This window comes from Pseudomonas sp. BJP69 (assembly GCF_007633355.1).
Lineage (GTDB): Bacteria > Pseudomonadota > Gammaproteobacteria > Pseudomonadales > Pseudomonadaceae > Aquipseudomonas > Aquipseudomonas juntendi.
In genome coordinates this window covers 2323854-2338607 of the sequence record NZ_CP041933.1, presented here as the reverse complement: position 1 = coordinate 2338607, position 14754 = coordinate 2323854, and the positions used below count along the sequence as shown (strand labels likewise).

13 protein-coding genes are annotated in these 14754 nt (G+C 63.8%); 7 read left to right on the top strand and 6 right to left on the bottom strand.

From position 1 onward, the window contains the following. Nucleotides 1–167 precede the first annotated feature (167 nt). The 3 genes from FPB55_RS10775 to FPB55_RS10765 all read left to right on the top strand — a co-directional run bounded on the left by FPB55_RS10775 (nt 168) and on the right by FPB55_RS10765 (nt 2472). Nucleotides 168–1046 carry a helix-turn-helix domain-containing protein gene (locus tag FPB55_RS10775; protein ID WP_029886491.1) on the top strand — a complete coding sequence of 293 codons (879 nt, stop codon included), beginning with the start codon at nt 168–170 and terminating at the stop codon, nt 1044–1046. Nucleotides 1047–1154: 108 nt separating this feature from the next. Next, complete coding sequence (locus FPB55_RS10770; RefSeq protein ID WP_009686680.1) at nt 1155–1553, top strand: MerR family DNA-binding transcriptional regulator; 399 nt, start codon at nt 1155–1157, stop codon at nt 1551–1553. A gap of 19 nt (nt 1554–1572) precedes the next feature. Further along, nucleotides 1573–2472 (top strand): hydroxymethylglutaryl-CoA lyase, encoded by a 900-nt coding sequence (locus tag FPB55_RS10765; protein WP_029886492.1) that lies wholly within the window; start codon nt 1573–1575, stop codon nt 2470–2472. 530 nt (nt 2473–3002) lie between these two features. Here the strand turns inward: FPB55_RS10765 and FPB55_RS10760 are convergent. Continuing rightward, entirely contained in the window at nt 3003–3521 is a 519-nt protein-coding gene (locus FPB55_RS10760) for an MgtC/SapB family protein (RefSeq protein WP_009686678.1), read from the bottom strand. A gap of 187 nt (nt 3522–3708) precedes the next feature. Between FPB55_RS10760 and FPB55_RS10755 the strand changes: the two genes are divergently transcribed. The 4 genes from FPB55_RS10755 (at nt 3709) to FPB55_RS10740 (ending at nt 9042) form a co-directional block, all read left to right on the top strand. Continuing rightward, nucleotides 3709–3948, top strand: coding sequence for a DUF3203 family protein (locus FPB55_RS10755; protein WP_009686677.1), 240 nt, complete (start codon nt 3709–3711; stop codon nt 3946–3948). Nucleotides 3949–4068: 120 nt separating this feature from the next. Next, nucleotides 4069–5472 carry a cytochrome c oxidase accessory protein CcoG gene (gene ccoG / locus FPB55_RS10750; protein WP_144188134.1) on the top strand — a complete coding sequence of 468 codons (1404 nt, stop codon included), beginning with the start codon at nt 4069–4071 and terminating at the stop codon, nt 5470–5472. Nucleotides 5473–5522: 50 nt separating this feature from the next. Then, nucleotides 5523–6932: a GntR family transcriptional regulator MpaR gene (gene mapR / locus FPB55_RS10745; protein WP_009686675.1), complete on the top strand. Its 1410-nt coding sequence runs from the start codon at nt 5523–5525 to the stop codon at nt 6930–6932. 58 nt (nt 6933–6990) lie between these two features. Beyond that, nucleotides 6991–9042: a PAS domain-containing sensor histidine kinase gene (locus tag FPB55_RS10740; RefSeq protein WP_115294022.1), complete on the top strand. Its 2052-nt coding sequence runs from the start codon at nt 6991–6993 to the stop codon at nt 9040–9042. A gap of 104 nt (nt 9043–9146) precedes the next feature. Here FPB55_RS10740 and FPB55_RS10735 read toward each other — a convergent pair whose 3' ends face one another. The 5 genes from FPB55_RS10735 to FPB55_RS10715 form a co-directional block, all read right to left on the bottom strand. After that, nucleotides 9147–10682 carry a DHA2 family efflux MFS transporter permease subunit gene (locus tag FPB55_RS10735; protein ID WP_009686671.1) on the bottom strand — a complete coding sequence of 512 codons (1536 nt, stop codon included), beginning with the start codon at nt 10680–10682 and terminating at the stop codon, nt 9147–9149. Further along, nucleotides 10679–11872 carry an HlyD family efflux transporter periplasmic adaptor subunit gene (locus FPB55_RS10730; RefSeq protein ID WP_009686670.1) on the bottom strand — a complete coding sequence of 398 codons (1194 nt, stop codon included), beginning with the start codon at nt 11870–11872 and terminating at the stop codon, nt 10679–10681. The genes FPB55_RS10735 and FPB55_RS10730 overlap by 4 nt, the downstream gene beginning before the upstream one ends. A 29-nt stretch (nt 11873–11901) precedes the next feature. Continuing rightward, complete coding sequence (locus FPB55_RS10725; RefSeq protein ID WP_009686669.1) at nt 11902–12375, bottom strand: MarR family transcriptional regulator; 474 nt, start codon at nt 12373–12375, stop codon at nt 11902–11904. Nucleotides 12376–12536: 161 nt separating this feature from the next. After that, a complete protein-coding gene (locus tag FPB55_RS10720; RefSeq protein WP_009686668.1) occupies nt 12537–13169 on the bottom strand; it encodes a response regulator in 633 nt (210 codons plus the stop codon). 11 nt (nt 13170–13180) lie between these two features. Next, complete coding sequence (locus tag FPB55_RS10715; protein ID WP_115295280.1) at nt 13181–14557, bottom strand: PAS domain S-box protein; 1377 nt, start codon at nt 14555–14557, stop codon at nt 13181–13183. Nucleotides 14558–14754: the final 197 nt, after the last annotated feature.

The following is a 14754-nucleotide window of genomic DNA, read 5'->3' as shown; positions in this document are numbered from 1 at the left end:
TTGTCTCTGTTGGAACGATACCGGCCCTGCACTGGCGGTGGCGCGGCATCTGCTGTTAGGGTTTGCCTTTGCATTTTTACGGGCAAAACCCGCAACTGAGCTGTGCTATTCCATGCAAAACCTGCACTTTTACAAAAAACGTTCGATTAACGGACAGGCCAAAGCTGATGAAATCCACCCTCCCCGGCGTTCCGCTGTTCAAGTTGTATGGGGAAAACCAGGCCTGGCCTGGTACCGACCTGCTGCACTGTGAGCCGATCCCCGCACGCAGCCGCCTGCACCACTGGGAGATCAAGCCCCACCAACATGCCGAGCTGTTTCAATTGCTGTACGTGCAACGCGGACAGGCCCAGGTGGAAATCGAGGGCACCCGCACTGCCCTAAGCGAAGCCGCGATCCAGGTGGTGCCACCCCTGACCGTGCATGGCTTTCGCTTCAGTGCCGACATCCAGGGCCACGTGCTCACTTTTGGCGCCGCGCTGGTGGCCAACCTTGAGCAGCGCCTGGGCGCACCGCTGGCGGTGTTGTCCAAGCCGGTAAGCTACCCGCTGGGCCGGGATCGCGCGCACCTGCGCAGCCTGATCGAGACCTTGCAGCAGGAATACCAGGGCAACGCCCCATCGCGGGCCGCCATGCTGGAGGCGTTGGTGACCGCCCTGATGGTGTGGATCAGCCGCCGTCAGCAACTTGGGCAGGCCCCGCGCACGCGTGATGAACGCGACCGCCAGTTGCTGGGGCAGTATTTGCGCCTGGTCGAAGCGCACTACCGCGAGCACTTGTCGATAGAGGCATTCGCCGCACGGCTGAATGTGCAGAGCCTGCAGTTGAACCAGCTGTGCCGGGCGCTGAGCGGGCAGACGGCGTTGCAAGTGGTGCACCAGCGCCTGTTGCTCGAGGCGCGGCGCAGCCTGGTTTACACACGCATGAGCATCGGCCAGTTGTCCGACAGCCTGGGGTTCAGCGACCCCACCTACTTTGCCCGCTGGTTCAAGCGCCTGAGTGGGCAAACGCCCAATGCGTATCGACGGGCAGTGCAGCCTGAATGATCGGCCTGCCTGGCCCCAGGTCCGCAGGCCATGCCCACGCTCGCGCTTGCTTGACGTTTACGTCAAGCTGGCCTCAGGATACCCGGATACTTCCGCCCGAGCCCCAGCATGAGCACGCAGACCTACAGCATCTCCGACCTGTCCCGCGAACTGGACATCACCACCCGCGCCATCCGCTTCTACGAGGAACAGGGCCTGTTGAGCCCAGAGCGCCGGGGCCTGGAACGTATCTATTCGGCGCGCGACAAGGTCAGCCTGAAGCTCATATTGCGTGGCAAGCGTATCGGCTTTTCCCTGGCCGAGTGCCGCGAGCTGATCGAGCTGTACGACCCCACCAGCGGCAACCTCAAACAGCTCAACAGCATGCTGGCGAAAATCGCCGAACGCCGCGCGCAGCTGGAGCAGCAACTGCTCGACATTCACCAGATGCAACTGGAGCTGGACACGGCCCAGGAACGCTGCGAGCAAGCACTGGCCGCCACCCTCAACAACACAGACAACCGCTGAACGTCACAGGAAAACCACCATGTCCCTGCCCAACCACGTGCGCCTGGTCGAAGTCGGCCCCCGCGACGGCCTGCAGAACGAAGCCCAACCCATCAGCGTCAGCGCCAAGGTGCGCCTGGTAGACGACCTCACCGAAGCGGGCCTGGCCTACATTGAAGTGGGCAGTTTCGTGTCGCCCAAGTGGGTCCCGCAGATGGCCGGCTCGGCCGAGGTGTTTGCCGGTATCCAGCAGCGCCCAGGCGTTACCTATGCAGCGCTGGCACCGAACCTGCGCGGTTTTGAAGACGCATTGGCCGCGGGGGTAAAGGAAGTGGCGGTGTTCGCCGCGGCCACCGAAGCGTTCTCGCAGCGCAACATCAACTGCTCGGTCAGCGACAGCCTCAAGCGCTTCGAACCGATCATGGCAGCTGCCCGCAGCCACGGTGTGCGGGTGCGTGGCTATGTGTCGTGCGTGCTGGGCTGCCCCTACGAGGGCAAGGTCAGCGCCGAGCAGGTGGCACCGATTGCCCGCGAGCTGCGCGACATGGGCTGCTACGAGGTATCGCTGGGCGACACCATCGGCACTGGCACCGCCGGCGACACCCGGCGCCTGTTCGAGGTGGTGTCGGCGCAGGTGCCACGCGAGCAACTGGCCGGGCACTTCCATGACACGTATGGCCAGGCCCTGGCCAATGTCTACGCCAGCCTGCTCGAAGGCATCAATGTGTTCGACAGCTCGGTCGCCGGCCTGGGCGGTTGCCCGTATGCCAAGGGCGCCACCGGCAATATCGCCAGCGAGGATGTGCTTTACCTGTTGCAGGGGCTGGGCATCGAAACCGGCATCGACCTGGACCGGCTGATTGCCGCTGGGCAGCGCATCAGCCAGGTACTGGGCCGCAGCAACGGTTCACGGGTGGCGCGGGCGCGCATGGCGCAGTAGGTCATGAAGGTGTCACAGAGGTGTGGGTGAGTGTTACCGCCCCCCATTCCACAGCGAAAAATCGGGTAACAGGGAAACAAATCGACAAAAATTCGGGCCCTGCATTTTTTTCAAAATCCGCTAACTGCTTGATTTTAAACGATATTCAAAAGTTGGCACGCTGCCTGCTATATCTTTCGTACAACAACAAAAAAAATGCGACACCCAATAAAAACAACAGATAACGGCTCTGACATAACAAGAACAACACGGCAGAGGCGCAGCAAGCAGATTTTTTTGGAGTAGGCAGTCTTTTCAGGGGCCCGCCCCGCGGTCTGGCACAAAATAACAAAACTACCTCGAGGTAGCAGCAGCCAGGTTCGGATCAGCAATGATGAAAGCAGGTCAGCGCTCAAAAAAATACGTTTGCTCTTGACCCCGCATGGGGGTCGCCCGCAACACCCGGACACGCCGACAAAAACAACAACAGGCCAGTCCCAATAATAAAAAAAGAGCAGGCAACAACGCTTTGAGGGGAGCTTCGGCTCCCCTCAGTGCTTCCTGCCCTCTTCCTCCTTCTGTTTATCCTCGTTTTCCCCCTCGAACTTGTCCACCAGCACCGGCATCGTGGCCAGCACCAGCAGGGCCAGCACCGTGCTGATCAGCGCTGTGGCTTCGCGGCCCATGCCAGCGGCCGTACCAATGGCAGCGGTCATCCACAAACCTGCGGCCGTGGTCAGCCCCTTCACATGGCTGGTGTCCTTGCCGTTGCCTTTGAGGATGGTGCCCGCACCCAGAAAGCCGATACCGGCGACGATACCTTGTATCACCCGGCTCAGGGCTTGTGCATCGGCCCCGGCCATGCTCGGTGCCAGCACGAACAGCGCGGCCCCCAGCGACACCAGCATGTGCGTGCGTACGCCCGCCGACTTGCCCCTGTGTTCGCGCTCGAACCCCAGTACTGCACCAAGCACCGCTGCCATCAACAGCCGTAAAAGAATGCGCGTGACCTCACTCGCGTCGGTCACATCGGCGAACTCTGCCTGTATTACCTGCCAGATCAGCTCCATTGCCTGGTTCCCATGCTGAGCATTGTGCTACCTGCCCGGCAGTGCGCAGGGTGTGTCTGTAAGCAGCCGGGCCTGCTGTGTATAGACACTGACCGCCAGCCGCCGTGCAAAGTGCCACTCAGCCCGTTGATGCAACGACCCGGCCCCCCTCGCGGTCCACCCTGTAACCCACCCAGGAGGCCTGACCATGCCCGTTGAAATCGATGAAGCCACCCGCCGTTGCACCTTGACGGGTGAAAACCTGCGTATCGAGTGTGCTGGCCCGGATATCGAAATCATTACCGACGAACAGTTGCGCATGTCGGTGGCGCTGCACGACGACAAACGCGTGCCCATCACCGAAGCCGAGGCCGACGCCTTGACGGTAGCAGGTGCGGTGGATAGCCGCAGGCACCTCAAGGCCAGCGCTCCAGGCTCGGTCATCTAGGGGCCGGCGACGCCTGCGCGGTATCTGATATGGTTTTTGGCGCAAAATCTGAACCTGTGCTGCTAACAGTTTCGGCGCCATAGTGCTCATGCCTGATCGAGGCCTGATGAGCACCTGCCCATGACTGACAGAATTCTTTGCACAGAGATCGACACCCCCGCAACCAGCGTCAAAACGCGCCGCACCGACAGCGGCATTTACACCCGCAGCTTCACCGGGCTGTACCGTAACCTGCGCGTGGGTTTCGCTGGCGCGCTTATCTTGCTGTTCTTCGGCACCGCCTGGCTCGACTGGAACGGCCGCCAGGCCGTGCTGTGGGACCTGGCCAACAGCAAGTTCCACATCTTTGGCGCGACCTTCTGGCCCCAGGATTTCATTCTGCTGTCGGCGCTGCTGATCATCTGTGCCTTCGGCCTGTTCGCCGCGACCGTTTACGCCGGCCGGGTGTGGTGTGGCTACAGCTGCCCGCAAAGTACCTGGACGTGGCTGTTCATGTGGTGCGAAAAAGTCACCGAGGGCGACCGCAATAAGCGCATCAGGCTGGCCGCCGCCCCCTGGGGCCTGAACAAACTGGCCCGGCGCACGGCCAAGCACTGCCTGTGGCTGGCCATTGGTGTGGCCACAGGGCTGACCTTCGTCGGCTATTTCACCCCGATCCGCCCGCTGGCTGCAGAACTGCTGACCTTGCAATTGGGCGGCGTAGCGTTGTTCTGGGTACTGTTCTTCACCGCGGCCACCTACATCAATGCCGGCCTGCTGCGCGAGGCAGTGTGCCTGCACATGTGCCCGTATGCGCGGTTCCAGAGCGTGATGTTCGACAAGGACACCCTGGCAGTTGCCTACGACCCACGCCGTGGCGAGGCCCGTGGCCCGCGCAGAAAAGGCAGCGATGCTCGCGCCCAAGGTTTGGGCGATTGCATCGACTGTACCCTGTGTGTGCAGGTCTGCCCCACCGGTATCGATATCCGCGACGGTTTGCAGATGGCCTGCATCGGTTGCGCGGCGTGCATCGATGCCTGCGACGGGGTCATGGACAAAATGGGCTATGCCCGCGGGCTGATTGGCTACAAGTCCGAACATAGCCTGCAAGGCGGCTCCACCCACTGGCTGCGGCCACGCCTGCTGGGCTATGCCACTGCGCTGGTGGTCATGCTGGCAGCGCTGGTGCTGGCCTTGCAGCTGCGCCCGATGGTGTCGCTGGATGTGATCAAGGACCGCGGCCTGTTCCGCGAAAACGCCCAGGGCCAGATCGAGAACATCTACCTGCTCAAGGTCATCAACAAGACCGAGCGCACCCAACACTACGTGCTGCGCCTGCTGGATGCCGACGGCTTCACCTTGCAGGGCGACACCGCGCTGGTCATCCCCGCAGGCGAAATGAGCGAACTGCCGGTGTCGGTGGCAATGCTCGCCGAGCGGCCGACCAGCAGTTCGCAGACACTCAGTTTTGTCATCAGCGAACGTGACGACCCCGCCATACGCAGCGTGGCCCACAGCCGCTTCGTCGCACCCATGAACCGCTGATCCCTTACACTGCAACCACCTTGCCTGCCAGGCTTCGACAGAAGGCCAGAATGAAACGCTACGAACGCTTCGCCGACGATATTGCCGAACTGATCCGCTCCGGGGTGCTCGGCCCCGGCCAGCGGGTGCCCTCGGTGCGCTACGCCAGCCAGACCCACGGGGTCAGCCCGTCCACGGTGTTCCAGGCCTATTACCTGCTGGAACGGCGCGGGCTGATCCGCGCCAGGCCACGCTCGGGCTACTTCGTCAACGCCCACGCGCCACGCCAATTCTGCGAGCCGCAGCCGCTGCAGCCGGCCAGCGAGTCCACCGATGTCGACGTCAGTGCCCTGGTGTTCTCCATCCTCGACTCGATCAAGGACCCCAACACCGTGGCGTTCGGCTCCGCCTTCCCCAGCCCCGAGCTGTTCCCGCTGCAACGCCTGTCACGCTCGCTGGCCAGCGCCAGCCGCAGCATGGACCCGCGCATGGTGGTGACCGACCTGTCACCCGGCAACCCGCAGCTGCGTCGCCAGATCGCGCTGCGCTACATGGTTGGCGGGCTGATGCTGCCCATGGAGGAACTGCTGATCACCAACGGCGCCCTGGAGGCGTTGAACCTGTGCCTGCAGGCGGTCACCCAGCCGGGCGACCTGGTCGCCATCGAAGCGCCCGCGTTCTATGCCTGCCTGCAGGTGCTGGAGCGGCTCAAGCTCAAGGCAGTGGAAATCCCGGTGCACCCGCGCCAGGGCATGGACCTGGAGGTGCTTGCGCAAACCCTGGACAAGCACCCGGTCAAAGCCGTGTGGTGCATGACCAACTTCCAGAACCCGGTCGGCGCCAGCATGCCAGAGGCGAACAAGCAGGCGCTGGTACAACTGCTGGCACGGCACCAGGTGCCCCTGATCGAGGACGACGTTTACGCCGAGCTGTACTACGCGCAGCAGGCACCCAAGCCGGCCAAGGCGTTCGACACCCAGGGGCTGGTGATGCACTGCGGTTCGTTCGCCAAGAGCCTGGCCCCTGGCTACCGCATTGGCTGGGTCGCGGCCGGGCGTTACGCGCAGAAAATCGAGCGGCTGAAGTTGATGACGTCCCTGTGTGCCTCGATGCCTGCCCAGGCCGCCATCGCCGACTACCTGCAGCACGGCGGCTACGACCGCCACCTGCGCAAACTGCGCTACGCACTGGAAGGCCAACAGGCCGACATGCTCGCCGCTATCGCCCGGTACTTCCCAGCCCAGACGCGGGTCAGCCAGCCCTCCGGGGGTTACTTTCTGTGGCTGGAGCTGCCCGAGCAAATGGACGCACTCAAACTGTTCCACATGGCCCTGGCTCAAGGCATCAGCATCGCCCCCGGCCCGATCTTTTCGCCCACCCGACGTTTCGGCAACTGCATTCGCCTGAACTACGGCAGCCCCTGGAACGCCGCCGCCGAACAAGCCATGGAAACCCTGGGGCGGATCATTCGGTCATTTTGAAGGCAAATGGCAATCATGGTAACTATAGTAGTGCGATCCATTACCGAGGGAGCTCAGCATGGTTCAGGACGATGCCGCTTCTCGCACACAGGCACTTCACGACAAGGTGCTCGAACTGGAGGCCCAGGTTGCTGAGCTGCAGCTGAAAGCGGCCTGCCAGGATGTTTTGCTCCAGCACATGGAAGAGGGGTTTTGTGTACTGGAGCTGCTGGAGGACGATAACGGGCAGGTCCATGACTACCGCTACATTCTCAGCAATGAGGCCTGCCTTCGTCACACTGCCCATGCCAAGCAGATGGGTCAGACGGCCCGTGAACTGATCCCGAACGAAGTCGATACTTGGCTACCCCGCTTCGCCGAAGTGGCGCGCAGCGGCCGTGCGTTGCAGTTCGAAGAACGGCTGGCCGCGACCGATCGCTGGTTGAGCCTGTCGGTGCACCGGCTGGAGCCTGCCAGCGATAAACGCGTAGCCGTGATCTTTACCGGTATGCCAACCGCGCAAGTCAGCGTGCACCGGCTGCAGGCAATCAATCAGCAACTGGCCGAGCGTGTAGACCAGGCAGACGCAAACAACAAACTGCTGGGGGAATTGGTCGACCACAGCCTGGCCAATGTATTTGCTGCCGACTGCAACCTCAGGCTGCTGGCCATCAATCGCACAGCACAGGAAACGTTCCTGCGCCTGCGCGGGTTCGTCCCCCAGGTCGGCGACCACATTCCGCAGTTGCTGGCGCGCCAGCCCGATATCATGAGCCAGCTGGCACCGGTCTGGCCGCGCATAGTGGCGGGCGAGGCCTTCGTCGACAACATTGCCCTAGGGCCGCCTGAAGCACTGCGGCACTACGAAATCCGCTACAACCCGTTGCGTGATAACCGCTTGATGGTTCAGGGTGGCTACCTGTTCGCCTACGACATCACCGAGCGCATCAACGAACAGCAGCGCCTGCGCAAGATTGAAACTGCCCTGGTCCAGTCGCAGAAGATGGAAGCGGTCGGTCAGTTGACCGGGGGTATTGCCCACGACTTCAACAATTTCCTGGGCAGCATCCTGGCTGCCCTGGAAAGCGCCATTCAACGCCAGGATGAAAAGCGCTACCCCGAAGCCGCGCGGTTGCTTGGCGCGGCCCGCCACGACGCCCAACGGGCCGCGGCGGTGGTACAGCGGCTATTGGCATTTGCCCGCCAACAGGTACTGACGCCCCAGGCGGTGGATGTGCATCAGCTGCTGGCCGGCATGCGCGAACTGATCATCAACTCGCTGCATGCGGGCATTGATTTCAACGACCAGACCCAGCCGGGTGCGTGGCCGGTACGCGTCGACCTCTCGCAGCTGGAGAGCTCCTTGCTCAACCTGTGCATCAATGCCCGCGATGCCATGCCCTCAGGCGGCACGCTGTGCATTGGCAGTGCCAACCAGACACTGACCCAGGAGCATGCCCTCAGCCTTGACCTGCCGTGTGGCGACTATGTACGGATCAGCGTCAGCGACTCGGGCATCGGCATGCCAGCCAACGTGATGCAGCGAGCATCGGAACCGTTTTTCACCACCAAGCCGCTTGGCCAGGGTTCTGGGCTGGGGCTGTCAATTGTCTACGGCTTCATCCGGCAATCCAGGGGCCAGCTGCAAATCGACAGTGTGCCGGGTAAAGGAACCTGCATCGATATCTACCTGCCCAGGGACGACACCCAGGTGGCGGTCCCGCCGGCGTTGCCCCAACCCCCACCGCCCATGCCTGCCAGAACGGCCAACCTGATCATGCTGGTGGAGAACCAGGAAACCATGCGTCTGGTCATCAGCGAAATTCTGCAGGAGCAAGGCCACGACGTGCATGCATTCGGCGATGGTCAACACGCCGTGGCCGCACTGCAGGGCGGCCTGCAGCCGGACTTGTTGATCACCGATTCCGGCCTGCCTGGAGGGCTGGTTGGTCAGCCACTGGGCAACAGTCTGCCGGAAACCACGCCGGTGGTGTTCATCACCGGCTATACCAGCGAGCAACCGGAGCTGCCCACAGCACGTCGTTTCGCGGTCCTGCACAAGCCCTTCGAGCTGGCACAGCTCAGCGACCTGGTGGCGCGGATGCTGGCCGGCACGCCGTTGTCACGCTGAGCGGCACGGCTCAGCGCCCGCCGCCCAGGTCGGTGAACCTGCCGGTGGCATAAGAGGGAGGCGCAAGCGACAGCCGCCACCCCGTGCCAACCTGCACAACGGCGTCAATGCCCCGCCGACGCCGGCCCCGCCTTGGCGGTGAACGGTGGCTTGGCAAACCACACCAACAGGATCAACCCGGCGAACACCCAGGTCATCAGGGTGAAGTAGTCCACCGTGGACATCATGTAGGCCTGCCCGTTGAGTATCTGCTCAAGCTGCGCATAACTCTGCGGGTTGGCCCCGCCCAGCTGTTCGAGGGTATGCCGCGTGGTCGGGTCGAACTGGCTGATGTTCTCGCTCAGGTAAGCATGATGCTGGTCCGCCCGGCGAATCCAGATCCAGGTGGTCAACGACGCCGCAAAGCTGCCGCCCAAAGTCCGCAGGAAGGTGGCCAGCCCCGAGCCGTCGGCGATCTGCTGCGGCGGCAGGTCGGACAGCAGGATGCTCAAGGTCGGCATGAAGAACAACGCGACCCCGATCCCCATGAACAACTGCACCAGTGCCACATGCTGGAAATCCACCTCGCTGGTGAACCCGGCGCGCATGTAGCAGCTGCCCCCGATTGCCAGGAACGCCAGCCCCGCCAGCACGCGCAGGTCGAAGCGGTGCGCGTACTTGCCCACGAACGGTGACATGATCACCGGCAGCAAGCCGATCGGCGCCACCGCCAGGCCCGCCCAGGTGGCGGTGTAGCCCATTTGCGTCTGCAACCACTGCGGCAGGATCAGGTTGATACCGAAGAACCCGGCATACCCCCCGACCAGCACCAGCGTGCCTACGCGAAAATTGCGGTGCACGAACAGCCGCAGGTTCACCACCGGGTGGCGGTCGGTCAGCTCCCAGATCACGAACACCGCCAGGAACACCACCGATATCAGGCTACCGGCGATGATGAACGACGACTCGAACCAGTCCAGGTCGTTACCCTTGTCCAGCACCACCTGCAACGCACCCACGCCAATGATCAGTGTCAGCAGGCCGATGTAGTCCATCGGCTGGCGGCTGGTCACCACCGGCCGGGTGCGCATTTGCTGGCGCACTACTGCAGCAGCGAACAGGCCGATCGGCACGTTGATGAAGAAGATCCATGGCCAGCTGTAGCTGTCGGTGATCCAGCCACCCAAAATCGGCCCGGCAATCGGCGCCACCACCGTGACCATCGCCAGCAGCGCCAGGGCCATCCCCCGTTTCGCCGGCGGGTAGACGGCAATCAGCAGGGTCTGGGTCATGGGATACAGCGGCCCGGCCACCACGCCCTGCAGCACGCGGAAGCCGACCAGCTCCGGCATGGACTGGGCGATACCACACAGGAACGAGGCCAGCACGAACAGCAACGTGGCCCAGATGAACAGCTTCACCTCACCAAAACGCCGGCTCAGCCAGCCGGTGAGCGGCAAGGCAATGGCATTGCTCACCGCGAACGACGTGATGACCCAGGTGCCCTGCTCGTAGCTGACGCCCAGGTTGCCGGAAATGGTCGGCAAGGCCACGTTGGCAATGGTGGTGTCGAGCACCTGCATGAACGTGGCCAGCGACAGGCCGATGGTGGTCAGCAGCAGGCTCGGCGGGGTGAACTGCGCTGCGGCGTTATCGCTCATCGCTGCGCCGTCTTGCCAGGGGCGCTGTTTTCGTGGATCAGCTTGGCAATCAGGGTATCGGCTTCGCCCAGCTGGCGGTCATAAACCTCAGTGGTATAGCTGGCCTTCTGCGGCGGTTGCTGGGCAAGGGTCGGGCCGCTCTGGTCGTGCAGGTTGACCTCGACCACGGTGGACAGGCCGATACGCAGCGGGTGGTCCTTGAGTTGCTCGGGGTTCAGGTGAATACGCACGGGCACCCGCTGCACGATCTTGATCCAGTTGCCCGTGGCGTTCTGCGCCGGTAGCAGGGCGAAGGCGCTGCCGGTGCCTGCGCCGAGGCTGTCGACGGTACCGCTGTACGTCACTGCGCTGCCGTAAAGGTCAGCACTGATCTCTACCGGCTGGCCAATCCGCATGTCGCGCAACTGGGTTTCCTTGAAGTTGGCGTCGATCCATACCTGGTCCAGCGGGATCACCGCCATGGTCGCGGTGCCCGGCTGCAGGCGCTGGCCCAGCTGCACGGTCCGCTTGGCAACATACCCGGTGACCGGCGCCACCAAGGTAGTGCGCGCGTGGTCGAGGTAAGCCTGGCGCAGGTCGGCCGCAGCCGCCATGACCTCGGGGTGCGACGACACCACGGTGTCGTCGACCAGGGCACTGCTGGTGCTCAGTTGCTGGCGGGCGCTATTGACCGCGGCCTGGGCCACGCTCAGGTCATCGCGGGCGTGGGACAGCTCCTCGGCAGCGATGGCACCGCTGTCGGCCAGCACCTTGCGCCGGTTGAAGTCCTGCTGCGCCTTGCGCAGTTCGGCCTGGCGGGTCGCCAGCTGGGCCTTGAGCGAGTCGACATTGCTGTACAGCCCGCGCACCTGGCGCACGGTGCGCGCCAGGTTGGCTTCGGCCGACTGCAGGGCCACCTGGCTGTCGGCCGGGTCGAACTGCAGCAGCACCTGGCCGGCATGCACCAGGTCGCCGTCATCGGCGCCAATGCTGGTCACAGTGCCGGTGATCAAGGGGGTGATTTCCACCACGTTGCCATTGACGTAGGCGTCGTCGGTGCTTTCATACCAGCGGCCGACCAGGCTGTACCAGGCCCAGGTGCCGATGCCGGCAAGCACCAGCAGCAACAGCAGGCCAAGCAGCCAGGCCTTGCGCTTGCGCGACGGCTCGGGCGCTGCGGAGGGTGTCGGGGTGTCTGTGGAAGTGGCCATGACAATACCTTGAAAATTCGTGACAGGGTTCAACGGTCGCCGAAGCGGCGCACCGTCAAGGGGTCGCCGGCATTGAGCAGGACCTTGGCCAACAGGCCTTCCAGGGTCTGCAACTCTTCTGGGGCCAGCACGCCGCACAGTTCGTTCATGGCGGCAGCGCCGATTTCCGGCAGGCGGTCGGCCAGGCGCTGGCCATCGGCCGTCAGCGCCAGGCGCACCTGGCGCCGGTCGTCGGCGCAGCGGTTACGCACGATCAGCTCCTTCTGCTCGAGGCGGTCGAGCATGCGGGTCATCGAACCGCTGTCCAGCCCGAGGTAGCGACACAGTTCGGCCGGCGTATCCACCTGGTACTGGGTGACGATGATCAACACCTTGAACTGGGCGGCGGTCACGCCCTCCGACTCCAGGTGCCAGTCGAGGATGCGGTCCTTGAGGATCGCCGCGCGCCCCAGCAGCATGCCAATGGCGCAGCTCTGGAAGTTTTCGGGGGAAAAATGGGCCATCGATAACCGCTCGGGGAGTTGTGTGAAAATATTACTGCCTAGGCAGTGAATGTCAAAGCCTTGATTAGCTTGCTATGCAAAATTTCATCATTCAGCCCGTTCGGTACCCACGGTCGTGGCTTGCGCAAGCCCCGCCCTTGGCCATGGCGCCACCCGCGTTGCTACTGCCGAGCCCGCAGCCCCAACGCTTCGACCGCCCCGCAGGCTATGGCCATGCCCACCAGCTCTGCCAGGCTGGCCGCCTGGAGCCGCTTCATTACCCGGCCGCGGTAAAGGTCGACGGTTTTCACACTGATGCCCAGGCGCTCGGCGATTTCACGGTTGCTCAGCCCTTGGGCCAACGGCACGAACACGTCACGCTCTCGCGGTGTGAGGCTGTCGATACGCGCCTGCACCTGCGCCAGCGCCTGATCGCCCTGGCGTACCCGCCCCGCGCGCTCCAGTGCGGCCTGCACACTGTCGAGCAGCAACTGATCGTTGTAGGGCTTTTCGATGAAGTCACAGGCGCCCGCCTTGAACGCCCGTACCACGATGGGCACATCGGCATGCCCGCTGACGAACACCACCGGCAGGGCCAGCCCACGCGCGTGCATGGCCTGCTGCACGGCAAGGCCACCGAGCCCCGGCATGCGCACATCCAGGAGCACGCAGGCAGGCCCGTCGTCGACGCACGCCTCCAGAAACGCCTGCCCGGTGGCAAATGGCAACGCCTGCAGGCCTACCGACTGCAGCAACCAGACGGTCGAATCACGCATCCCCTGGTCGTCATCGACCACATAGACTTTTGCTTGCACCGCAGCTCCCCTTAGCGCCTGCTGACCACCAGCCGGCAGCACAATACCAGACCACCGTTGTCTCCCACCCGCGCCCACAGGCTGCCGCCGAAGCCTTCGATCAGGCTGCGGCTCATGCTCAACCCCAGGCCCAGGCCATCCGCCTTGCTGGTGGTGAACGGCGTAAAAATCGCGTCCAGGCGTTCAGGCGCGACCCCTGTGCCCTGGTCGGCGACTTCGACCAGCACGCCGTCGCCATCCCGCGTTGCGCCAAGCAGGATATGCGATGGCCGCTCGCCGTGGTGTTCACGGTTGGCCTCTATGGCATTGCGCAGCAAGTTGAGCAGCACCTGCTCCAACAGCACCCGGTCGGCGTACACCGAAGGCAGTTGCGCGCTGACGCGTAGCTCGATCTGCACCTGGTCACGGGCGGCCTCCCAGGCGCACAGGCGCATGGCTTCGCCAGCCACTTCAGCCACGTCCAGCGCCTGCAGGCGCCGCGGCCCCTTGCGCAGGAACGCGCGCAGGCGGCGGATCACTTCGGCGGCATGGGTAGCCTGCTCGCTGATACGCTGCAGGCCCTGCCCCACCCGCTCCAGGGCTTGCGGGTCACGCCCCAGGCTGTGCAGGTAGCGCTGACTGGCGTTGGCATAGTTGACCACGGCAGCCAGCGGCTGGTTGAGCTCATGGGCAATGCCCGAAGCCAGTTCACCCAGGGTGGCCAGCCGCGCGCTGTGCGCCAGGTTCTCCTGGGCTTCGATTCGCAAGGTGATGTCGCGAGACACGCTGACCACCTCCACCACCGCGCCCGTGTAGGTTTCGCGGATCGCCCGGCTGGCGATCTCGAACCAACGGTAGCCCCCGCTGGCCTGGCGCACCCGGCAGGTCATGGTGTGGTAGCCGTCCTGGTCCAGTGCAGCGGCGGCCTGGCGCAGCACCTGGCGGCGCTCCCGCGGGTGCAGCAGGCCATGCACCAGCCTGCCACGCAGTTGCTCAGGCCAAAGGCCCAACAGACGGTGGGCGGCCGGTGAGGCATCGAGAAAACGGCCATCGGGGCTGTGCCGCGAAATCAGGTCGGTGGTGTTCTCGATGATCAACCGGTACAGGCGCCTGGCGCGGCTGGCTTCGCGTGCCCCCTGGCGCTCTTCGCTGGCGTCACGGCAGCGGCCCAGCACCTGTTGGCCCTGGTCGTCCGGCATGAAGGTCCAGAGCACGGTGCGCGCGCCGACCTGTACCTCCACGTCGCTGATTGCGCGGTGCTGGCGCAGGCAGGCGCGGACCAGCGCCGTACAGTTGGCCGGTAGCCAAGCACGCAACGTAGGCCCCTCGGCAACCCAGGCCTGCAAGGCCGGGTTCAGCGCCACCACGCTGGCATCGGCGGCCAGCAGCAGGCTCGGTTGTGGGTCCATGGCCAGCAGGCAGGCGGCAGGTTGATCCACGTTGAAGGGCTCCTATATAGTATTTCTACTATATTGCTATGGTCGATATTCCTATTACCATAGCCATTCGCGTAAAAATGCGACAGAGGGAGCGCCCCACCGTGCGCCTCCCTGTGCACCCTGAACAGAGCTAACAATCAGCCACCGGGGGCCAGGCAGCAGCCGCT

Coding starts and splice junctions, on each gene's coding strand:
- FPB55_RS10775 (WP_029886491.1), top strand. CDS start 168: ATGAAATCCACCCTCCCCGGCGTTCCGCTGTTCAAGTTGTATGGGGAA.
- FPB55_RS10770 (WP_009686680.1), top strand. CDS start 1,155: ATGAGCACGCAGACCTACAGCATCTCCGACCTGTCCCGCGAACTGGAC.
- FPB55_RS10765 (WP_029886492.1), top strand. CDS start 1,573: ATGTCCCTGCCCAACCACGTGCGCCTGGTCGAAGTCGGCCCCCGCGAC.
- FPB55_RS10760 (WP_009686678.1), bottom strand. CDS start 3,521: ATGGAGCTGATCTGGCAGGTAATACAGGCAGAGTTCGCCGATGTGACC.
- FPB55_RS10755 (WP_009686677.1), top strand. CDS start 3,709: ATGCCCGTTGAAATCGATGAAGCCACCCGCCGTTGCACCTTGACGGGT.
- ccoG (WP_144188134.1), top strand. CDS start 4,069: ATGACTGACAGAATTCTTTGCACAGAGATCGACACCCCCGCAACCAGC.
- mapR (WP_009686675.1), top strand. CDS start 5,523: ATGAAACGCTACGAACGCTTCGCCGACGATATTGCCGAACTGATCCGC.
- FPB55_RS10740 (WP_115294022.1), top strand. CDS start 6,991: ATGGTTCAGGACGATGCCGCTTCTCGCACACAGGCACTTCACGACAAG.
- FPB55_RS10735 (WP_009686671.1), bottom strand. CDS start 10,682: ATGAGCGATAACGCCGCAGCGCAGTTCACCCCGCCGAGCCTGCTGCTG.
- FPB55_RS10730 (WP_009686670.1), bottom strand. CDS start 11,872: ATGGCCACTTCCACAGACACCCCGACACCCTCCGCAGCGCCCGAGCCG.
- FPB55_RS10725 (WP_009686669.1), bottom strand. CDS start 12,375: ATGGCCCATTTTTCCCCCGAAAACTTCCAGAGCTGCGCCATTGGCATG.
- FPB55_RS10715 (WP_115295280.1), bottom strand. CDS start 14,557: ATGGACCCACAACCGAGCCTGCTGCTGGCCGCCGATGCCAGCGTGGTG.